General features: G+C 63.4%; 13 protein-coding genes and 1 tRNA gene. 5 read left to right on the forward strand and 9 right to left on the reverse strand.

The features are described from left to right. Window positions 1-5: 5 nt before the first annotated feature. The 8 genes from AKI39_RS19235 to AKI39_RS19265 all read right to left on the reverse strand — a co-directional run bounded on the left by AKI39_RS19235 (window position 6) and on the right by AKI39_RS19265 (window position 10160). Window positions 6-1157 carry a polysaccharide biosynthesis/export family protein gene (locus AKI39_RS19235; protein WP_066643373.1) on the reverse strand — a complete coding sequence of 384 codons (1152 nt, stop codon included), beginning with the start codon at window positions 1155-1157 and terminating at the stop codon, window positions 6-8. A 42-nt stretch (window positions 1158-1199) separates the two neighbouring features. Then, on the reverse strand, window positions 1200-3260 hold the full coding sequence (locus AKI39_RS19240; RefSeq protein ID WP_066639658.1) for a glycosyltransferase: 2061 nt from the start codon (window positions 3258-3260) through the stop codon (window positions 1200-1202). Beyond that, window positions 3257-5737 carry a hypothetical protein gene (locus tag AKI39_RS19245; protein ID WP_066639664.1) on the reverse strand — a complete coding sequence of 827 codons (2481 nt, stop codon included), beginning with the start codon at window positions 5735-5737 and terminating at the stop codon, window positions 3257-3259. Before AKI39_RS19245 ends, AKI39_RS19240 begins: the two co-directional genes overlap by 4 nt. 37 nt (window positions 5738-5774) lie before the next feature. Further along, a complete protein-coding gene (locus AKI39_RS19250; protein WP_083229137.1) occupies window positions 5775-7034 on the reverse strand; it encodes a nucleotide sugar dehydrogenase in 1260 nt (419 codons plus the stop codon). A 240-nt stretch (window positions 7035-7274) separates the two neighbouring features. Further along, window positions 7275-7592, reverse strand: coding sequence for a hypothetical protein (locus tag AKI39_RS25580; RefSeq protein ID WP_145925322.1), 318 nt, complete (start codon window positions 7590-7592; stop codon window positions 7275-7277). Window positions 7593-7625: 33 nt separating this feature from the next. Further along, window positions 7626-9479, reverse strand: coding sequence for a DUF2075 domain-containing protein (locus AKI39_RS19255; protein ID WP_066639669.1), 1854 nt, complete (start codon window positions 9477-9479; stop codon window positions 7626-7628). Then, window positions 9476-9850 carry a nucleotide pyrophosphohydrolase gene (locus tag AKI39_RS19260; protein WP_066639672.1) on the reverse strand — a complete coding sequence of 125 codons (375 nt, stop codon included), beginning with the start codon at window positions 9848-9850 and terminating at the stop codon, window positions 9476-9478. Before AKI39_RS19260 ends, AKI39_RS19255 begins: the two co-directional genes overlap by 4 nt. A gap of 234 nt (window positions 9851-10084) precedes the next feature. Continuing rightward, a tRNA-Lys gene (locus AKI39_RS19265) sits at window positions 10085-10160 on the reverse strand. Window positions 10161-10506: 346 nt separating this feature from the next. Here AKI39_RS19265 and AKI39_RS19270 point away from each other — a divergent pair. Then, entirely contained in the window at window positions 10507-12123 is a 1617-nt protein-coding gene (locus AKI39_RS19270; RefSeq protein WP_066639675.1) for a sensor domain-containing diguanylate cyclase, read from the forward strand. Here the strand turns inward: AKI39_RS19270 and AKI39_RS19275 are convergent. Continuing rightward, complete coding sequence (locus AKI39_RS19275; protein ID WP_066639678.1) at window positions 12120-14549, reverse strand: AsmA family protein; 2430 nt, start codon at window positions 14547-14549, stop codon at window positions 12120-12122. The genes AKI39_RS19270 and AKI39_RS19275 overlap by 4 nt on opposite strands. Window positions 14550-14760: 211 nt before the next feature. Here AKI39_RS19275 and AKI39_RS19280 point away from each other — a divergent pair, with 211 nt between their 5' ends. The 4 genes from AKI39_RS19280 to AKI39_RS19295 all read left to right on the forward strand — a co-directional run bounded on the left by AKI39_RS19280 (window position 14761) and on the right by AKI39_RS19295 (window position 20044). After that, window positions 14761-16710: an LTA synthase family protein gene (locus tag AKI39_RS19280; RefSeq protein ID WP_066639681.1), complete on the forward strand. Its 1950-nt coding sequence runs from the start codon at window positions 14761-14763 to the stop codon at window positions 16708-16710. Window positions 16711-16858: 148 nt separating this feature from the next. Next, window positions 16859-17233: a response regulator gene (locus tag AKI39_RS19285; protein WP_066639684.1), complete on the forward strand. Its 375-nt coding sequence runs from the start codon at window positions 16859-16861 to the stop codon at window positions 17231-17233. Beyond that, window positions 17233-17889: a hypothetical protein gene (locus AKI39_RS19290; protein WP_066639685.1), complete on the forward strand. Its 657-nt coding sequence runs from the start codon at window positions 17233-17235 to the stop codon at window positions 17887-17889. The genes AKI39_RS19285 and AKI39_RS19290 overlap by 1 nt, the downstream gene beginning before the upstream one ends. A gap of 10 nt (window positions 17890-17899) precedes the next feature. Continuing rightward, entirely contained in the window at window positions 17900-20044 is a 2145-nt protein-coding gene (locus tag AKI39_RS19295) for a putative bifunctional diguanylate cyclase/phosphodiesterase (RefSeq protein ID WP_066639687.1), read from the forward strand. The last annotated feature ends 10 nt before the right edge of the window (window positions 20045-20054 follow it).

Below are 20054 nucleotides of genomic sequence, written 5' to 3' on the forward strand. Positions count from 1 at the left end.
ACACGCTATCGATTCGCGCCTGAACTTGAGCCTGAGTCGCTGTCGATCGCCCGCGTGGCGCTGAAGCCGGCGCTCATGGTCACCCTGAATGCCGACAGGACCTTCTGCACCTGGGTAAACGGAGCATCCGATATATAGATTGCCTCCCCTTCGCGTACCGTGAACTGGCGTGCCAGCGCCACCTGCTCCGGACGAGTGAGGTCGAACTGGTAGACGATGGGGACGCTGTCCGGCTTGCCTTCGACACCGGCCTTCGCGGGCGTAAACAAGAACACGGAGCGTGGGTCCGCCGTCTTGTCATCCAGGCCGCGGGCATCGCCCAAGGCATCCAGCACGCTATAGTTGCGCTTGCTGATGGCAACGCGCCCTTGATTCCCGGCCGCGCCCAATACCGTCAGATACTCCCGAGCATCATGCGCCGTGATGACATCGCCCGAGCGCAAGAGGATGTCGTTCTCCTGGTTGCGGTAGATATCCGACAGGCGCACCGACGTGACCTCGTTGCCCCGGCGCAGCGTAATCACGAGCTGCTCGGGATTCGTCTGGACCGGTGCCGCCAGCGCCAGCGCGCTGCTCAGCCTTTGGGAAGTCTGTGTAATGGGATACATGCCGGGCTTGGTCAGGTTGCCCTGGACTGTCACCATCTGCCCGCGCGCATCGGCGCGCGTCACGCTCACGTCGGATCCGATCGTGAGCTTGCTCAAGCGGGCCACGATGGCGTCATGCAGCTCGGTCAGCGTCAAGCCGGCCGCCCGGAATTTACCGATCATGGGAAGGTAGATCGCACCCGACCGGTCTATCTCATGGTTTCCCAGGTCGCTCATGCCGGCGGGATTGGCCCCGAAAACGCCCAAGCCATCGCGCTCCCAGACCGTGACGTTTATCCCGTCGCCAGGGACCAGGCGGTCGAAACCCGCTTGAGTCTCGTCACGATAGCGCGCCGGAAAATCCGCGATGGGCGACACGTTGCTCGCCCGCGCGAGTTGTGGCGAGACCGGTACGACGACGACGTCCTTGTCGTCGTTCGCGGACGTCATCTCGCTCAACATCGGACCGGAGCGCGGCAGCTGGCATCCCGCGAGCGAAAGTGTGGCGAGCAGCATCATGAGCAGGGCGCTCTTGCGTCGCAGCCCTGAAACCGGGATATTCATTTGCATAAAAGCCAGTAGGTTGAAGATCGCGGGAGGATCGTCGGGCAATCATGCCTCCATCAGACGCATCGGGCCGATACCGAGGGGCTCATCGTTCCTGGACGTCCCCATGACGGTCACGCACAGGCTCAGGAATTTGCTCAGCATCGCATTGAGCGAAAACAAGTCCCGCGCACGCTGGCGGCTATGCTGCTTCAACACATCGTTGCTGCGCATCAAGTCCACGATGGATTCGATTTTGTCGCACGCCTCGTTCAGGTCCGGGTGCTCGACGTCACCGAGCAGATGGCCGGTCACATTCTCGACAAAGCATTCGCCCGCGCCCCCGGCGGGCGTCGAGACCACCGGGACACCCAGGAGCTGTGCCTCGATAAGCACGTTGGGCAAGCCTTCGTATCGGGACAGCAGCACCTTGGCATCCATGCGCGTATACCAGTAGCCCACGTGATTCGACAGGCCTACGAACAACAGTCGGTCCGTCACGCCAAGCTCCTGCGCCAACGCAACCATGTTATCGAGCAGGCGCCCGTCACCCACGATGAAGAAGCGTGCATTGGGACGCCGCTTGAGGTACTGCGCGGCGAGCTTGATCCACAGTTGCGGCCTTTTATCCGGCTCCAGCCGGAACACGCCGCCTATCGTTTCCGTGGCATCGGGCGTGCTTTCCTGGAACGCCGTCCATTTTTTCTCGTCTTCGGCCGACGCGCTGGTCGCCAGCTCCGGCACGCCGTTATACAGGATATGAAAACGCACGATCGGAATACCGAGCCATTTCGCATACTCCTGGGCGGCCGTGCGGCTATTGCTGACGAAATGCACGCCCGGCACTTGAGCCAGGGCCTGGTACAGCGCCGGATACTCCTCGCGGTAGCGATCCTTGCGAATATTCGGCGGCAGCCCCCGAAACACCAGGTGTATGGTGGGCACGCCGGCCAGCAAGGCCGCCAGCGCACCGAACAGGCATGTGCCGTCCTGCCACAAGCTCACGACGTCGAACGGGTTCGCGCGCAGCAGCGGCGTGAGGCGGGTGACACCGTAGTGTACGGGGGGCGGCAGCTGTTCCAGCAAGCGGGTCAGGGCGGGATCGGCGACGGATTGATGGGAGGTCGAGATCGCGGGCAATCCGTTGATTTCCGTGACCGGAATCTGCGCATCGGCCAGCACCGGAAGGAAAAAATCCAGCCCCTGTTTTTTGCCGGACCCGGAAGGCTCGGTGTGCTGCTTCACCAGCACCTCGACCTTTTCCGGCTTCACGCGCATGAAGGACGGCAGGCGATCCGCGGACGCCGCCATGCGATGCAGTTCGCCCGCGAGTCGCGTCAGTTGCCGTTCAGCCCCGCCGGGGCCAAGGCTGCCCGTGACGAGCGCGATCGAGACACGGTTATCCGACGACTGCTCCTCGATCTCCCGGTCCCGGAAGTGCAGGATCGCATGCTTCATCGACACGATCCGGATGTCCGTTCCGGCAAGCCCCTCTTCCGGCTCGAAGCCCCGGTAGAAGGCATAGTCGTTCGCCAGGGTGCTGGCCAGCTCGGCCGCCTTGCTGCCGGGAACAAGCTGGTCGGCGACGGGCTTGATCGTCTCGTAGGCGTCCGCCAACAACCCGCGTTTGCGTAGGCGCTTGGCGAATTCGATGCGCACATTGCGATCGTCATGACGCGCGATCAGGCGACGAAACAGCGCATCGGACTGCTCGTATGCGCGGATGTCGCTAAGCAGCTTGGCGCGGGCGAACAGCATGTCGGGATCGTCGCTGGACTCCGGAATATAGCGCTCGATCAAGGCCAGCGCATCGTCGATATGCCTTTCCTTGACGAGACGCGAGGCGCAATAGCGCACGACCTGAAGATCATCCGGACATGCGCGCAGTAGCTCCGCCCACTGCTCGGACATGCCCTCGTTCAAGCCGGCGAGCTCCTTCAGCCGCAGCAGAAGAAAGCGGACTTTCGGGTCCGCCATGTGATCTTGCGCCAGGGCTTGCGCGCGGGTCAGGTTGCCCTGAGCGAGCTGCACCCTGCCCGACGTCGCCACGATTTGCTCCAATTGGGTGCGAACCCATTGGAGACTGGACGTATCGTCCTCCCGCTCGGGATCCGCTCGATAGTTCATGCCGCCTTCCTACGGTTGGCCTTCTCGATCCAAACCAGGCACCTATGGATATAGTGGTCGAACTGCTCCGGCTTGTCGGAACGCTCCTTGAGCAGCTCCCAATAGGGCAGCGCCTGCTCGAAGCGGTGCAAACGCATCGCGCCCACGGCCGCCGCGCGCAGCCCGACGGGATCGTCCGGAACGAGCTGCAGGATCCGTTCGCCAAGCGCAAGACGCTCGGTCGCGCTGGACGGATCCAGCGCTCGCGCTTCGGCATACAGCACCGCGAGGATGCGCCGCTTTTCATGGGCGACTTCCGGCATCTCCGGCCAGGACTGCGCGATGCGATCCAACAGCTTCCATGCCCCATGATGGTCGCCCGCCGACAACATCTCGCGCGCAGCGCGAATCGAACGCGGCCCGAGCCGCCGCAGCTGACGCTCGGCCTCCTCTTTCGCGTTCTGGTCGGCCGACGCGTGCCCCAGCACGGCGGTGTAGGCGTCGATTGCTTCGCCAAACCAGCCGCCGGTGAATGCCACTCTCGCAAAATGCAGCAGCGTGCTGAACGGGGCAGACTCCCCGGCTGCCGCGAGCTCGAGATGCCGCATGGCCGTTTGCTTGTCGCCCAGGGCGTCCGCGGCCCGTCCACGCATTGCGTCAAGCTCGGGGAAATCGACGCGTGCGTCGAGCGCGATATCCGTGAGCTCGATCACCTCTTTATGGTTGCCCGCCAGGAGGGCGGCGCGTACGGCCAGCCGCATCGCGCGCTCGAACGTACGCTGCGCGCGCACGCCGGACAGGGCGTCGGGCGCAAGCAGCCGGTGCGCGCAAATCCTCTCGGCCGCGTCGCGCAGGCGGCCTTCGTCCAGGGCACGCGCGCCCTCCTCGGCCCACGCGGACGACTGCGCAAGCAGCCATGCGCGTATATCTTCTGTTTCGCTATTAGCCAGCCCGCACGACACCGCCAGCGCGGCCGCGGCCACCATGCAGCCTCGCCACGACGCTTCCTTGACCAGCTCCAGGGCGTCGAAGTCCGCAAGCGCGGGCGATTCGGCCGCCAAGGCGCGCAGCGCGGCGCGATCGCCAGCCATCAAGCGATCGCGCCACAGTACGGCAAAGCCTCGACCATACGAAGGCAGCGACGCGCGGACCTCATGCACCCAGCGAATGACGGCCTGCATGTCCCCACTGGACTGCAACATCGAGAGCACCGTGTCAGCAGCCTCCGTCGCCAACGCTTCATCGTTGGATGCGATGCGGAACAGTTGCCGCCAGTTGCTCAGGGCCTCGTCGATCTTGCCCAGCTGCCCCGCGGAAGCCGCCGCGATCCGGACGATTTCCGGCGTCTCTATCTCGTCGCCGAGCAAGCCGGCCGCCAGCGAATATGCGACATCGTGGTGTCCCAGCTTGAAGTGGTTGCGCATCAGGATCTGTTCGGCCTTGCTGCCCGAAGCTACCCCGCCGTCCGCGTTCTCCAGCAGGGCGAGGGAGCCTTCATAATCGCCCAGCTCTCCTTGTATCCGTGCCAGCAGCGTCACATGGTCAGGCAGCCCGGGATGTCTGCGCAGCACCTCGCGCACGCGCCGCGATGCCTCCAGGAATTCACCCGTATCCCACACCTTTTCGATGCGCTCGGCGGCTTCGTCGGCGGCAAGCCTTGCCGCCACCGGCGATGGCGTGGATACGCTTATCCTCGGACGCATATAGTTCTTGTACCAATCGGCGCACAGGCGCTCGGCGAACACTTCCGTGTAATGGGTAAGGTCGAGTCCGCCGTCTTCCAAGGCGTCCGCCTGGCCTATCTTGTTCATCAGCGGCGTCGGGTCGTAACAGGGCACGCCGATGCGCTCGGCACCCGCCACCACGGCGGCGATCAGTTGCTCGCGCTGCTCGATGGGCACGTTGTCCGGCGTCAACGCATTGACATGCGTGACGAATATCACCTTCTCCTTGCCGAGCAGGTCGACAAGCCCGCGCATATCGCTCTCGATCTCGTCATCGCCCAGGTCACGCCTGACGATGCGAGCGAGCAATTCGCGGTCGTCCGCCGGCAGACTCTTGAACACCGGGTCTTGTTGGAGCAATTCGCGCCGTTCCGCAAGCTTATCGTCCGCCGCCAGGGACCAGAACGAGCGGGTACGCGCACGGTCGGCGAAGAACTCGCTGAAATAACGCCCCAGATAGTTGGACTGGATGGGATAGCCGTCGATGGTCAGCAGCTTGCGCGACGACAACTCCACCATGTACAGGTCGGCCGGCTTGTGCGTCCCGCGGCGGGCCTGCTCGCCGTTCGAGGGCCGGAAAATCAAGCGTTGGACGTCGGCAGGAATCTCGGCCTGGCCGTACATGAATCGCGCCTGTTGAAGCGCCTCCGCACTCGTATGCACAAAGCCGTAGTTGCGCCCGAGTTGCAGCTTGAGCGGATAGCGCCCCACGGCATCTCGCAGCGGCGTATGGATACGGCAGGTTCCGATCGGAGCGATGGTAAAAGCAGCCATTCAGGGTCACCTATAGAGAGGGATTGACAGCCCGAACCTAGAGAGTCCAGTACAAGAGATCCGACTGAAGCCGGCTGCTATCGAGCACGGATTTCAAGTCGCAGACCATGCCGCCGCTCTTGACCAGCTGCGGCATGTCCTCCCAGATGGATTCCATGGTCTGACGGTGGGGAACGGCGAGGATGAGCACGTCCATGCCCTTGAAGTTCTTCGGGTCCACCAGCTTGATGCCGTACTCGTGCTCCATCTGGGCCGGATCGGCCATCGGGTCGCTGGCCACGGGAGTAATGCCGTAATTGCCCAGGGCGTTATAGAGATCGACGACCTTGGAATTGCGGATGTCCGGGACGTTCTCCTTGAACGTCATGCCCAGGATGCCGACGCGGGTCGAGGCATTGAGGCGGCCATTGCGAGCCAGTACCTGGACGACGCGCGACGCGACGTGATTGGCCATGCCGTCGTTGATCCGGCGGCCCGACAGGATCACTTCGGGGTGATAGCCAAGCTCTTGCGCTTTCGAGGTCAGGTAATACGGATCGACGCCGATGCAATGGCCACCCACGAGGCCCGGCGTGAACCGCAAGAAGTTCCACTTGGTGCCGGCGGCGGCCAGTACCTCCGAAGTACGGATGCCGACCAGGTCGCAAATCTTCGACATCTCGTTCATCAACGCGATGTTGATGTCGCGCTGCGTGTTCTCCAGGACCTTCGCGGCTTCAGCCACCTTGATGGAAGACGCGCGGTGCACACCCGCATCGATGATCTTCTCGTAGACACCGGCGACCGTTTCCAGCGTTTCCGCATCCTGGCCGGACACGATCTTGACGATCTTTTCCAGCGGGTGGTCGCGATCGCCCGGGTTGATCCGTTCGGGGCTGTAGCCCAGCTTGAAGTCGATGCCGCAACGCAAGCCGGAGGCTTTTTCCAGTTCCGGCCCGCAGATTTCCTCGGTCGCGCCGGGGTGGACGGTGGACTCGAACACCACAATGTTGCCGGGGCGCAGCACCGGGCCTATCGATTGGCAAGCCCGTACGAGCAGCGAAAAATCCGGGTTGCACTTCTCGTCCACAGGGGTGGGAACGGCCACTACGAAGAAATCGCAGCCCTCCAGCTCCGTCACCGTGTCCGTAAACAAAATGTTGGAGGCAAGCAGCGCGTCGCGCTCGATCTCGCCAGTCCAGTCATCGCCCTCTTTCAGGCGGGCGATCCGTCGCTTGTCCACATCAAAGCCGATGACGTCGAAGCGCTTGGAAAACGCCACGGCAACCGGTAGGCCCACGTACCCAAGGCCACACACTGCGATTTTTTTGACCACTGCTACCTCACTATTACCCGTGGTGTCAGGGACACCGGAAGTGGACGCCCATAGACAACGGCGAAACACTTTGTCTACTACGCGGGGCGTATCGCTAAAGAGTCCTTACATCTGACGCGATATCAAGCCGAAGTTGGTCGATGTCGGCGTTCAGGTCGGTGAATGCTAGACGTAAGGTTGAGGTAGCTTCTTTCCAAAGATTTTCATTGCTGTGGAAATGAATCAGGGAATACCCGGAAAAGAGAGCAATCCACCGCAATGAATTACATTGATTACACAACTCGCAATGGAACCGATGCGGCAATTCTTTAAATGCGTTTTAAAGCGTGTCTTTTCTTTTTTCTTAATAGAAACGCAATAAAAGATGACCAGCCATGTCGAATTCCCGGAACCTTGGCGGCGAATCACCGGAGAATGAAGCGCTGCGTTGGAGCCAGCGCCCTGCTCGGCAAGCTCATGTGCCGAGGGCGTCGTCGTGCTGTCGGTGCGGAAGAACGAGTGCGGATGCCGCCCCATACCTCCGTCGATGCGGTGCCACACTACGCCGCGGAAGACCCGCTGTTGTCGCAGCTCCTACGCGCGTGCTTTGAGGTATTCGCGCAGTTGGGGATCAGTGGCATGGACATAGCATCCCTTCATGCCACGCGTCATCAGCGTGCGGTACGTGTTTTTTATGATCATGTCCGCCAGCCGCGCGGCCTCGGCCGGCTTTTGCTTCGACAGCTTCACGAACCCTTTCATGGTCTTGTCGTGTCTGTCCCGGGCCTTGGGCACGGACACCAGCGTATCGCCGTCCATCACGAGGTCAGGCCCGATGATGACGCCGACGTAGTCGACTTCCAGCCCCTGGCATGTATGGATGCACCCCACTTGCCGAACCGAGTCGGGGGCGACTATCCACAGGCTTCCGTCCTGATCGAGATTCCATTGACGCTCGTAATCGCCTATGACCACATCGTTGACCCTGGGGTTCTTCTTGCTGTTCCACGGCCAGCAATACCCTGCGACCACGCGCGCGCGGTTATTCCCGTTTTTCGCTTCAATCGCCGCGTGCAACGCCGCCGGGTTGTCGAACACCTGGAAGTCGAATGGAACGCCGTCGAGGGTCTGGTTGGCAGTGGGACGAATCTGCAGCACGTCGTCCACCCATGCGAGGTAGCCGTCGGAGCCGGCGCAACGGAATTGCGAAGACAGCGAATACTCTTCCACCTGCGCGCCACGGGCCGCTGCGAACTCACGGATGACCGCTTCCGAACCCACGTCCTTTAGCGTCACGCGCTGGTCTTCGTCAATGAAGAATATGCTGCACTTTGCCGCATTAATGAGCTCCTTCACCTGATGGGTGCCAAGGTTTCCATAGAAGCCGCTCTTCTCGGTCAGGCGGTGCGCCTCATCCACTACGAGCACATCGAAGGCGTCTTGCTCGGTTTCAGTGAAGGAGCCAGACCCACCGAACAGATTCACCAGATGCGCGTTCTCGCGGGTCTGGATGAGCCTGTCGCTATAGACCGCGCGAGGCGCAGCGTTCTTCGATATGTACTTTACCGTCAAGCCCTCTCGCAGCGCCGCGAGCAAATTGACCGCGACTACCGACTTGCCGGTTCCCGGGCCTCCTTCAATGATCACGACGCGAGGCTTGCCCGAAGCGCTGGCCTGCCGGCAGGCAGCCTTGGCCGCCTCGAACACTTCTTTTTGATCGTCGATCAGCGTGAACGCACTGTTGCCTTTTAGGAGCTTGTCAACCACGTCGGCAAGTGCCTTGGAAGGACGCAGCCGTCCATGCTCAAGGTCGAATAGCACTTGGCGACCTCGGCCGTGCCTGATGTGCTGCTTGATGAAATCGCGAAGGCGCTTGCGGTCTTCATCGCCCTTCAAGAACAGCGGAGCGCGTTCGATGTAGGGTTGGTAATGCGGCGCGTCGATAATGCCATCGGCGGGGTAATTGTGCAGGTAGGCGCAAGGACGCAACTGCAGCCCCCCGTCGTAGACCGCCTCATTGAAACCCTCCAAGAAGGCTGTGTACGACCATGCCTGATAGCTGGGATGGACGCGCGCCTGGTCGGGTCTACTTCCGCCGCGCAACAGTACGATCGCATCCCGATCCGTGGCGCCGACCGACGACCACTGCTTCAGCTCGACCACGACCAGGCGGCGGGAACCGTCGTCAGCATGTCCTGCAAGAATCACATCGATGCGCTTGGCCGTCTGAGGCAGGATAAATTCGACGGCTACGCCCACATCGTCCGCAATCGCCGAATCACGCAGTACCCGGGCAACGTAGCCTAGCGACTCGCGCCACGAACGAATCTCGGCCATGGCGACCTTGCGGCTCGTCGCCGCCTGGTACTTTGCATGAATGAGATCTTCAATGTCGCGGTCGTCGTAGTCGAGTAAAAACTCTTTCTTGTCGGCCTGGTAGACAATCATGACTTCGTCAGTTTGTCGTACTTGGTACTGACTCCCCGCGATGTCTCGATGGGGTACTTGGCGGCGTTGGACGCCAGCTTGCTGGCGACGGCCGCGTTCAGATCGACCCCGAGCACGTCAGCGAGCCGAATAAGGTACAAGGCGACATCAGCGAGTTCGTCGCGCACCGCACGGGCAGTCTTGGGGGCCGTAGCAGCGGTGTGCGAGTCGGCCTCGCTCATCCACTGAAAGATTTCCGTCAGTTCGCCGACCTCACCCGAAAGCGCCATCACCAGGTTCTTGGGCGAATGGAACTGTTGCCAATCGCGCTCTTCGGCAAATTGCCGTAGCGCCTGTGCTGCACCGTCGACGTCAATCAAACTCTTTTCCATGGCCGGCCCCTTTTGACGGCTAAGTGTAACCGTGCCATCCTCGGTTCGGCGCTGACATAAACCGGTGACTCACAGGGCGGAGCGCACTCCGACCAGGCCTCGACAGGGATGAAGGCCCCGCAGCAGCAGGACGGCGCCAGCAAAATAGACGGCGTTCGTACGCTACAAAAATTCCCAAAAGCAAAAAGCCCACCGCTGCGGGTGGGCTGTATGCATGGTACTTCCAAGGAATTCTGGTGGGCTGTGAGTGGCTCGAACACTCGACCTACGGATTAAGAGTCCGCTGCTCTACCAACTGAGCTAACAGCCCGCTATGCGCACCGGGATTGCCCCAGCGCTGCTGCGCCTGACTCGCAACATCACCCCTGCCAAGCTTGCGGACTGGCCCAAAAGCCAAACCCACCAAGCCGATCAAGCGGTGCCGCCCGAATCAAGAGGCGAAAGTATACACGTTTTGATCGACCTGGCCAAATCGCCCGGCAAACCCACCGGGCGCGACAAAGCCAGCCTGTGTCGCCACCACACGACAAAACGCTCCCGGGCTGCATCTTTGGATGCAAACAGGCAGGGCTGTCCCTCCGCCTTTTAGGGGTACAGGGCGTATCATCCTCCAATTGCATAGCTCGAGCAGCGCGCCGGCAGCCCCACCCCCACCCATGTTCAGAATCGACCTGCGCCGTCTCATTTTGTGGCTGTGCCTGTGCTCGGTCCTGCTGGCCCTGGGTAATAGCTTCTACGCCAGCTATCGGGTACAGCGCGACATCCTCCTGACCAACACGCTGGAAGGCAACCACGCGTACGCCGCCAAGCTGGCGACCACCACCGACAACTTCATCCGCACGATCCGGCAGGAACTGGCCTACAGCGCCAGCATGCTGGCCGACATGGAAACGGGCCCGGACCGGGCGGCCGACGAGGCGCGGCGGCTGATGCGCCAGAACGATCATTTCAATTCCGTTCTGGTGGTGGACGCCACCGGGTTGATCCTCGCCGTGGACCCGACCACCACCGGACTGGTGGGCGCGCGCCTGGATAGCGACCCCGTACAGCGCGCGCTGCGCTCGAAAAAGCCGGAGGTCAGCGAACCGTATCTTGGCCTGACCGGGCGCTGGGTCATCCTGAATTCCCACCCCATATTCGACCGGCAAGGCCGCTATATCGGCTTCATTGCCGGCACCTTGTACCTGCACGAGCAGAACGCGCTGCATCTGCTGCTGGGCGAACACTATTACCGCGACGGTTCCTATCTGTATGTCGTCGATCGCACCGGCAAGCTGATCTACCATCCCGATACGGGCCGTATCGGCGAGCTCGTCGGGCAGAATCCCGTCGTCCAGGACATCATGCGGGGCGTATCGGGCGAGCGGCGCGTCCAAAATACGAAAGGCGTGGATATGCTCGCAGGCTATGCCGTCGTTCCCTCCACCGGATGGGGCCTGGTGGCGCAGCGGCCCGTGGAGGGCACGCTGCAGCGCATGGACGACCTGCTCTGGCTCACCGTCCGCAACTCCCTCCCCATGATGATCGTGCTGCTGCTCTGCATCGGCTGGCTCTCCAAGCTGATCGCCGAACCCTTGTGGCAACTTGCCAGGGCGGCCAAGCAGATGGATGAACTGGACGCCTCCGACCGCATCCGCGGCGTCAAGTCCTGGTACTTCGAGGCGGCCCAGCTGAAGCGGGCGCTGCTGACGGGGCTGGGTAGCATCAACCACAAGATCCGCAGTCTGCGCCGCGAATCGACGACGGACGCGCTGACCTCATTGCTGAACCGCCGCGGGCTGATGCGCGCACTGGACGAATTCGCCGGCACCGGCGTGCCAGTCGCGGTAGCCGTGATCGATATCGACAACTTCAAGGCCATCAACGACAGGCACGGCCATGACACGGGCGACGACGTCATCCGCACACTGGCTTCGCTGATGCGCCACGGTTCGCGCAGCAATGACGTGCTGGCGCGCGCAGGCGGCGAGGAGTTCACCATGCTCTTGCCCGCCACGTCGCTGGACGATGCCTTGCGCGCCGCGGAACGCTTGCGTGTGTCGATGGAGGAGGCGGTGAATCCGTCGGGAAGCACGGTGACGATTTCGATTGGCGTTTCCCGCTATCCCGACCACGGCAAGGATGTCTACGCGGTCATGAAAGAGGCCGACAAGGCGCTCTATCACGCGAAGAACAACGGCCGCAACCAAACCTGCGTGCCTGACCCGGACAGCGCGGACGGTTTCCGTTCCGCCGCGCGCGCGGCCGCGCCGCTCCCGCAGGCGGCGCGCTAGCGCGCCTGGCGCTGCCTTGTCGCCGTGGGCCGCGGCGGCGGCGCCTTGGGCGGCTGCTGCATTTCATGCAGCATCGTGGCGCACTGGTTTTCGGCACCCTTGTTGCTGGGCACGATCAAGGCCAGCAGGCCCGCGGCGGGCGTCAAGGCGGCGCCCAGCGCCACCATGCCGGCACCGCGCGCGACCAGCGGCCCCGCCTTTACACCTGCCTTGGGATTTTTCAGCGTACCGGCAACGTACAGCGGCGAGCGCAGCGAAATGATGCGCAGCCCCTTGCTATGCGGCGTGATGTCCAGGTCGATGTCCTCCGATTTGAAGTTCACCGAACCGTCGATATTGATCACCGCGTTTTCCGTATCGAAGACGAAAAGATCCGGCTTCGCCAGGCCGTCCTTAAGCCTGACGTCGGCCGCCGCGCAATTGATCGGCACCTCCTCGTCGCCGAACAGCTTGGCCACGACGTAATTGCCCACGTTAAGCCCGGCAAGCTCCATCAGGCTGCTGCTGATGACGCCGTTGTCGATCAGTATCTTCGTCTCGCCGTTGGCGCTACCCAGCAACGCCGCGATCGAGTTGCCGGTGCCGGTCAGGGCGGCATCGCCGTTCAGCTCTCCCAGACTGCGCTTCATGGTCTTCACCTTGGGAAACAGCTGCTGCAACTGCAGGCCGCGCGCGGAAAGCTTGGCCCGTCCCGGCATGGGCGTTTTCGATCCATCCAGATGAATATCCGCGTCCAGCTTGCCGCCGGCCATGCCGAAGCGCAAGGGCGTCAGGGCCAGCGCGCCATTCTGCATCACCGCGCGCACCTGCAAATCGGTGAGCGGCAAATCGGCAGTCTGGACTATCTTGTGGGCCTTCAGGCTTACGTCCGCGTCCATGGCGTCCCAGCGATCCGTGCGGAACTCCTGTACCGGCAACGCCTTGTTCGGCGGTTGATCCGACGGCGCCTTGGCGCTCTGCGGGCCGCCCTTCCCGGATTCCCGTTCGGCCCGCGCCACCTTTGCACTGTCGGAGCTCGACTTGCGCCCGCTTCCCTTGCCGGTGTCCGCGCCGACCAAGGGCCCCAGGTCGGCGAAACGCAGCAGATTCGACGTGAACTGCCCCTGCAGCCGCGGTCGCGGCTTGCTGTTGGTGAAGGTGAGATCCCCATGGATGTCGCTGTCGCCAACCTTGCCGTTGAAGCCCCGATATTCGTATACGGCGCCTTGCGGCGCATTCAAGCGCCCGATCAGGTGTCCATCGGTGCTGTACGGCGGGGTATCCGGCAAGGCGACGCCGATCAGCGGATACAGGTCGGCCATGCTGGCGCCGGACAAGGTCAGGCGCAGATCCAGGGCGCCCAGATCCATGGGATTGGTCAGCGTGCCGGCGGCTGAGGCCTTGGTCTGGCCCACGGCTGCCTTGACCTCAACCGGAAAAGGCTTGGCAGTGTCCTGCAGGGCGAGAACGCCGCCGATCCGGCCCTGGCCGTCGACGTCCAGTGCCTTGTATTTTCCTTTCGCGCGCCAGCCGAAGACGTACGCGTTGTCTGCGCCCTGCGCACCCGGGGCCCGATCCGATTGCCCAGCTTTCGCTGCCTGTCCTGCCTGTCCCGCCTGCCCTGCCTGTCCCGCCTGCCCTGCCTGTCCTGCCTGCCCTGCCTGCCCTGCCTGTCCTGCCTGCCCTGCCTGCCCTGCCTGTCCTGCCTGGCCACCAGGGCCGGCTTGATCCGCCTTGCCTCGCGGGGCGGCTTGCCCCGCTTGCGGAACCTGGCCTGCCTGCCCTTCCTGTCCGGCCGCCTGCCCTTGCGCGGCGCGTCCCCCCACCTCGCCGGCGATGGTCGCCCCGGCCAGGTTGGCGATGGAAACCGGCCTGCCCAAGGGATCCACGATGACCTGCATATCGGCCTGGCGGGTTTCGTCCCGATAGCCGACAGTCCCCTGGTCGAAGGCGATTTCATGCACGTCCAGCCGCCAGGCCGAGGTCTTATTCTGATCCTTCTCTTTGTCGTCCTGCGGGGTGAAAGACCAGTTCGCACGGCCATCCGCCAGGCGCTCCAGGTTCACCGCCGGCCCTCCCAGCTGGACATGCCGCAACGCAATGCGATGCGATAACAAGGGCAACAGGCCAATCCTGAACTGCAGCTGTTTCAGCGTCGCGAACTGCGGCGCCCGCCCCCAGTCTGTATTGGCGACTGAAATATCGCCAGCCGTGATCTCCGCCCACGGAAGCCAGGCGCGCCAGCCCTCCTCGTCCTCGGAACGTCGCCATTCCAGTCGCAGGTCGCCATGGATCGCGACGGGCCGCCCCACGGCGGCCGTGGCCTTCTCTTCTACGAAAGGCTTGAAGCGATTCGCGTCCAGCGTGGCCAGGAACACGATGGCGGCCACCAGGACTAAAATGACCGCCGCGCCGATACCGGCGAGAATCTTGTATCTACGCGCCATTCTTTCGCCTTCTTTTTAATCGCAATCGGTGGGGCGTGCCCGTCAGTACGCGGGCGGCGCATATTCCGTGCCAGGCGGGTCCCGCCATCAGCCCGATCCGCATTAACATTGCGGCCCGGGGCCAGCCCCGACGCCACCGGCGCCATACGAAAAGCGCCGTCCACGATAGACAAAGGCATCACGGCCACACGCCGGCATGCCGGGAGAGCCCATGCGGCAATTGTGTTTGGTTTTCATCGTCGCGGCCCTGCTTATGTTGACCCTCAGCCGCCTGGCATTGGCGGCCTGGCAGCGCGAGCGCGTACGCAATGCCGGCAGCCTCTGGCCCATCCTGCGCGGCGGCTGGCGCATCGACGCGCACCAGGTCGCGGTACTGGCGGTAGCGCCGGCCGTCTTCTCGCCCTGGCTGGGACATCTGCCCACCGCGACGACCATCGCGTCGATATGGTTCCAGGCGGCATGGCTGCTGCTGGTCTTCATGGAGGTCGCGACGCCGCCTTTCATCCTGGAATACGACGCACGTCCCAACCGGCTTTTCGTCGAATACCTCAAGCACCCGCGCGAGGTATCCGGCATGCTTTGGCGCGGCTTCAAGGCGCCGCTGGTCGGCGGGCTGGTGGTCGTGGTCCTGGCCGCATGGATAGGCCGCCTGCTGTTCGGCAACCCGCGGCCCGACGCGGTACTCGCTTGGTGGCAGATGCCGCTGCTCAGCCTGTTGGCGCTGGCCATCGGCATACTGGCCATCCGCGGCACGCTGCAGCACCGCCCTATCAACCCCTCCACGGTGGCCTACTGCGGCGACGGCATGTTGAACATGCTGCCCTTGAATTCGCTGTACAGCGTGCTGTACGCCGTCTACAGCATGAAGAATGAGAAGTCCGCCTCGGCCGTCTACGGCGATATGCCGGACGAGGAAATGCACGCGCAGGTATTGGACGCCGCCGGCCTGCCGCGCCCGCCGGCCGACCCGACCTATCCCAGCATGCATACGCAGGCGCCAGGCCGTCCCCGCGCACGGCCATTGAACCTGGTCATCATCCTGGAAGAAAGCCTGGGCGCGCAGTACGTCGCCAACCTGGGAGGGCAAGCCTTGACGCCTTGCCTGGATGCCCTGGCGGGCGAGGCCTGGAATTTCACCCGGGCCTATGCCACCGGCACCCGTTCGGTGCGCGGCCTGGAGGCCGTCGTCACGGGGTTCCCACCCACCCCGGCTCAGGCGGTGGTCAAGCTGCCCGATGCCCAGCGCGGCTTCTTCACCCTGGCGGATTTGCTGGGACGACAAGGCTACCGCTCGCGCTTCATCTACGGGGGCGAGGCGCACTTCGACAATATGAAGGGCTTTTTCCTGGGCAACGGGTTCGACCACATCGTGGACCGCGGGGAATTCGTCGATCCGCAATTCGTTGGGACGTGGGGCGCCTCCGACGAAGACATGTTCAACCAGTTGCACCGCCTGCTAAGCAGCGACGGGGACCAGCCGACCTTCACCCTGGCCTTCACGGTGTCCAACCACACTCCCTGGGAATACCCCAGCGGACGCATCGAGCCCGACGGCAACCCTGCCACGGTCGAGAACACGGTGCGCTACGCGGATTGGGCCCTGGGACGCTTCTTCGAGGAGGCAAAGAACTCGCCCTATTGGGAAAACACGGTGTTCCTGATCGCCGCGGACCACGACTCGCGCGTCTCCGGTGCCAGCCTGGTGCCGGTGCGCCATTTCCACATCCCCTCCGTCATCCTGGGCGCGGATGTTGCCGCGCGCCGCGACGACCGCATCATCAGCCAAATAGACCTCGCACCCACACTGCTGTCCGTGATGGGCCTGGAAACCCGGCACCCGATGCTGGGCCGCGACCTGACGCGTCCCCTGCCCGACAACGCCCCGGGCCGCGCCATCATGCAGTACGGCGACAATTACGGCTACCTGAAGGGCGACCGTCTGCTGGTGCTGGGGCCGCAGAAAGCCCCCGTCCAATATCGTTATGCGCGGCCCGAAACCTACGACCCCGTGCCGGTCGACGAAGCGCTTGCACGCGAGGCGCTGGCCCACGCGCTCTGGCCCAGTTGGGCATATCGTGAAGGGCGCTATGCCCTGCCACCACTGCACGGCTCGGCCACCCGGACGGCACCGTCCCTGCGGACGGGCCTGGAACGCGCCTGAGCCTGGGGGCCCGACGGCGGGTCGAAACAAATCGAAACTTCATCACGGTTTTGTATCATTTGCTCACGGTTCGCGCGGCGTACCTTGTTAAACGTGTCACACTACAGAACAGAACACGATTGCCCGCGCGCCAGGAGAAACTGCCAGCATGACCGACAAAAACCTCCAGATCCTGATCGTGGACGACAACGAGATGGCGTCGGACCTGTTGTCGGAATTCGTTGAACTGCTGGGCCACCAGTCCAAGGCCGCGGCCAATGGCGGGGATGCGATCGCCGCTTGCGACACCCTCCGCCCCGATGTCGTCATCACCGACATCGTGCTGCCCGACCTCGACGGCTACGAGCTTGCCATGCGCCTGCGTGCCAAGTTCGGCAAAGAGATTCGCATCATCGCGCTCAGCGGCCTGCCGCGGAACAACGACCGCGCGGAAGCATCCAATTTCGACGCCTGGCTGGAGAAACCCCTGGACCTGTCCGTCCTGGAGCGCATGCTGGGCAACCCTGGGGAAACGACGACATAATGCCGGCCGCCAATCACGATCTCCGCCTGGTAGAAGCGATCCAGTTCAGGATCCTCGCGCACATCTTCCCGGTATTGCGCCACGATGCACTGAAACCGCTGTCCAATGCCAAGTTGACGATCGTGCTGCTCGAAAAAGCCATTACCAAGGGCACTCTCGCGCCCGCCGATCCGCCGCCCTTCGTCGGCGACCTGGACACCATGCTGGACGACAGCGTCGCGGCCATCCGTCTGTTGAACAACTGGTTCCAGGACGATGGTCCCGCGGTGGACGTCCATGCCATCCTGCAGGAATGCCGGCGCCTGGCTTTTTCGCAGTTGCTCCTCTCCGGCAAGAAGGTGCAGCTTGACGACTTTTCCCACGCCGCGCCGGCGGCGCACCGGACCGGCCGCTATGTGCTGATGGCATGGATGATCCTGGCAATCCACGGCTTGCCGGAACGCGGCCTCCTGCATATCAAGCAGGAAGGGGCGGGCGCCCTGGCCGCGCGGGCGCTCCCGGCGCCTCCCGACGCAACCACCCGCACCTTGCCGCCCGAGAATCCCCCGCCCATCTCGCTGGAGGACGCGCAAGCGATCGCCATGTTCTATGGATGGTCGATGAAAAAGCAGGACGACGGCTGGCTACTGAATCTGCCGCCGGCAGACAGCGGTTGAGATAGCGGTAATGAGTGCCTCGCCTTACGTCAACGCCGATCACGCACCGTCGCTCATCCCGGTGAGCGTCCTGGGCCTGCGCGATGGCGAAGACTTGCCGGGCGTGCAGGAACTCTGCCGCCTGACCGGGATTTTTTTTGGCGTTTCGATGTTTGCGGTAACTTGGCTGCGCGACGCCAGCCCGGTAAGCCTCTGGTCCAGCGGCGCCTGCCGACGCACGGCCGAACTGCTGGCGCGATGCAGCTACCCCGCGCTCGACGCCCCCGGCATCGTGGTCGCCACGCCCGCCGACCTCGCACGCCATGGCGGCGCATGTGGCCACTCGGGTCCATCCGCGGCAGACTGGCCCGTCGGATTCCTGGCGGCGGCCCCGCTTACCCTGGCCGATGGCACACGTGTCGGCGCGCTGTGCATCGCCGATACCATCAGCCGCACCTTTTCCACCGACGACGCCCAGCGCCTGCGCGACTTCGCCGCCATGGCCAGCGAAGCCCTGCGTGCGCAGAAAGCCCTGGCCGATACCCGGCGCCGGGAACAGCTGCTGGCCCGTGCGTTTCGCCTGGCCAAGGTGGGGGGCTGGGAATACAACGTCATCACGGGCAACCTGACGCTCAGCGAGCAGGCGCTGGAAATCTACGGCATGGATACCACCATCCAGCCCAGCCTGGATGTCCTGATGCGGCGGTTCTATCCCGGCGACGCCATCATCGATACGCGCGAAGACTTCGCCCGCCTGCTGCGCGAAGGCCAGGGCTACGATTCGCGGCGCCGGATCCAACGGCTGGACGGGTCCTCGCGCTGGATCCATGTCCTGGCGGAACCGGAATCGCACGAAGGCCAGGTCGTTCGCGTCCACGGCCTGGTCGAGGACATCACCGACGAAGTCGAATCCCAGCGGCGCTTCCACGAACTCGCCTATACGGACAAGCTGACGGGCTTGCCCAACCGCGGCGCATTCCTGCTGGAGCTGGGCCGGCATTTTTCCCGGCATGAACCCATCGTCCTGATCGCCATCGACATCGACGGGTTCAAGGACATCAATGACACCATCGGCCATCATGCGGGCGACCAGTTGCTGATCGAAGTCGGCAGGCGCATTACGGCTTACTTCCCGGTCGGGACGTTCGCAGCGCGTGTCGGCAGCAATGAGTTCACGGTCATTGCGCCGATCCACACGGCGGTAGGCAGTGCCGTCGAGCAGATGAACCACCTGCGGCTGCAATTGAGGGAACCCGTCCATTACGCCGACCAGACGCTGTCCGCATCCGTCAGCATCGGCATGTGCGAGGCGCCGGCCCAGGCGAACGACGCGGACCAGATCGTGCGGAATACGGATATCGCGCTCTACCAGGCAAAAAAAGCCGGCGGCGACCGCACGGTCGTGTTCGAACCGGAAATGCGCGACCGGCTGGAGGAACGGGTCCAGTTGCTGCGCAACGTGCGCCGGGGCATCGAGCGCAAGGAATTCATCCTGTACTACCAGCCCATCTACGATATGCGAACGCATACGCTGTCGGGGTTCGAGGCCCTGATGCGCTGGTCGCTGCCGGAAAAAGGCATCCTGACGCCCGGTTATTTCAACGCGGCCTTCGACGACCAGGCGCTGGCCCCGCAATTGGGCGATGAGGCCTTGCGCAACGCTTTCGAGCAAATGCGCCGCTGGCTCAACAAAGGCTTCGACTTCAAGCGCGTTTCGGTGAATGTCGCCGCCGCGCAGTTCTACCGGCTCGACCTGGCCGGACATATCCTGGACATGCTGAAGCAATATGGCCTTCGCCCGGACCAACTCACTCTGGAGATCACCGAGAGCGTGTACCTGGGACCGGGCGCCGACGCGGTCGAGGATGCGCTGCGAACGCTGCACCAGTCTGGCGTCGGGATTGCCCTGGATGACTTCGGCACGGGGTACGCGTCGCTGACCCAATTGCAGCGCTTCCCGGTCGACTCGCTGAAGATCGACAAATCGTTCGTCCAGAATCCCGATGCGGGTTCCATCGTGGACGCCATCATCGCCCTCGGGACGAGCTTGAACATCCACATCGTCGCCGAAGGCGTGGAGTCCGAACTGCACCAGGATGCCCTGCTGCGGCGCGGCTGCCGCTACGGGCAGGGCTATTACCTGGGCAAGCCCATGCCGGCCGAGTTCTATGCCTGATGCGCGGGCC

Source organism: Bordetella sp. H567 (genome assembly GCF_001704295.1).
Classification (GTDB): domain Bacteria; phylum Pseudomonadota; class Gammaproteobacteria; order Burkholderiales; family Burkholderiaceae_B; genus Bordetella_C.

Coding starts and splice junctions, on each gene's coding strand:
- AKI39_RS19235 (WP_066643373.1), bottom strand. CDS start 1,157: ATGCAAATGAATATCCCGGTTTCAGGGCTGCGACGCAAGAGCGCCCTG.
- AKI39_RS19240 (WP_066639658.1), bottom strand. CDS start 3,260: ATGAACTATCGAGCGGATCCCGAGCGGGAGGACGATACGTCCAGTCTC.
- AKI39_RS19245 (WP_066639664.1), bottom strand. CDS start 5,737: ATGGCTGCTTTTACCATCGCTCCGATCGGAACCTGCCGTATCCATACG.
- AKI39_RS19255 (WP_066639669.1), bottom strand. CDS start 9,479: ATGATTGTCTACCAGGCCGACAAGAAAGAGTTTTTACTCGACTACGAC.
- AKI39_RS19260 (WP_066639672.1), bottom strand. CDS start 9,850: ATGGAAAAGAGTTTGATTGACGTCGACGGTGCAGCACAGGCGCTACGG.
- AKI39_RS19270 (WP_066639675.1), top strand. CDS start 10,507: ATGTTCAGAATCGACCTGCGCCGTCTCATTTTGTGGCTGTGCCTGTGC.
- AKI39_RS19275 (WP_066639678.1), bottom strand. CDS start 14,549: ATGGCGCGTAGATACAAGATTCTCGCCGGTATCGGCGCGGCGGTCATT.
- AKI39_RS19280 (WP_066639681.1), top strand. CDS start 14,761: ATGCGGCAATTGTGTTTGGTTTTCATCGTCGCGGCCCTGCTTATGTTG.
- AKI39_RS19285 (WP_066639684.1), top strand. CDS start 16,859: ATGACCGACAAAAACCTCCAGATCCTGATCGTGGACGACAACGAGATG.
- AKI39_RS19290 (WP_066639685.1), top strand. CDS start 17,233: ATGCCGGCCGCCAATCACGATCTCCGCCTGGTAGAAGCGATCCAGTTC.
- AKI39_RS19295 (WP_066639687.1), top strand. CDS start 17,900: ATGAGTGCCTCGCCTTACGTCAACGCCGATCACGCACCGTCGCTCATC.